General features: G+C 65.6%; 1 protein-coding gene. It reads left to right on the forward strand.

The features are described from left to right. Positions 1 to 1,065 (forward strand): inositol-3-phosphate synthase (locus tag E1294_RS52015; RefSeq protein ID WP_246083901.1); only part of this gene is annotated, 1,065 nt, incomplete at its 5' end.

Genomic DNA, 1,065 nt, shown 5'->3' on the forward strand with positions numbered 1-1,065 from the left:
GTGGCCATTGTCGGTGTCGGCAACTGCGCGTCGTCGCTGGTCCAGGGCGTTCACTATTACAAGGACGCCGACCCGGACGTTCGGGTCCCGGGCCTGATGCACGTGAAGTTCGGCGACTACCACGTCGGCGACGTCGAGTTCGTCGCGGCCTTCGACGTGGACGCCAAGAAGGTCGGCCGCGACCTGTCCGAGGCGATCGTCGCCAGCGAGAACAACACGATCAAGATCACCGATGTGCCGCCCACCGGAGTGACGGTGCAACGCGGCCACACCCTCGACGGCCTGGGCGAGTTCTACCAGGACATCATCGAGGAGTCCGACGAGAGCCCCGCCGACGTGGTCCAGGTGCTGCGCGACAACCAGGTCGACGTCCTGGTCTCCTACCTGCCCGTCGGCTCAGAAGACGCCGACCGCTTCTACGCCCAGTGCGCCATCGACGCCAAGGTCGCCTTCGTCAACGCGCTGCCGGTCTTCATCGCCTCCGACCCCGTCTGGGCGGCGAAGTTCACCGAAGCCGGCGTGCCGATCGTGGGCGACGACATCAAGTCACAGGTCGGCGCCACCATCACCCACCGCGTCATGGCCAAACTGTTCGAAGACCGCGGGGTCGAGCTGCTACGCACCTACCAGCTCAACTTCGGCGGCAACATGGACTTCATGAACATGCTGGAGCGCAAGCGCCTCCAGTCGAAGAAGCTGTCCAAGACGCAGTCGGTCACCTCGCAGATCCCCCGCGAGATGGGCAAGAGCGACGTGCACATCGGTCCGTCCGACCACGTGCCATGGCTGGACGACCGCAAGTGGGCGTACGTGCGGCTGGAAGGCCGCTCGTTCGGCGACACCCCGCTCAGCCTGGAGTACAAGCTCGAGGTGTGGGACTCACCCAACTCGGCCGGCATCATCATCGACGCCGTCCGCGCCGCCAAGATCGCCCTGGACCGGGGCATCGCCGGGCCCATCCTGTCGGCGTCCTCCTACTTCATGAAGTCGCCGCCCGAGCAGTACTCCGACGACCAGGCCCGCGACTACGTCGAGAAGTTCATCAGAGGCGAGGTCGAGCGCTGA

Source organism: Nonomuraea diastatica (assembly GCF_004349015.1).
GTDB classification, from domain to species: Bacteria; Actinomycetota; Actinomycetes; order Streptosporangiales; family Streptosporangiaceae; genus Nonomuraea; species Nonomuraea diastatica.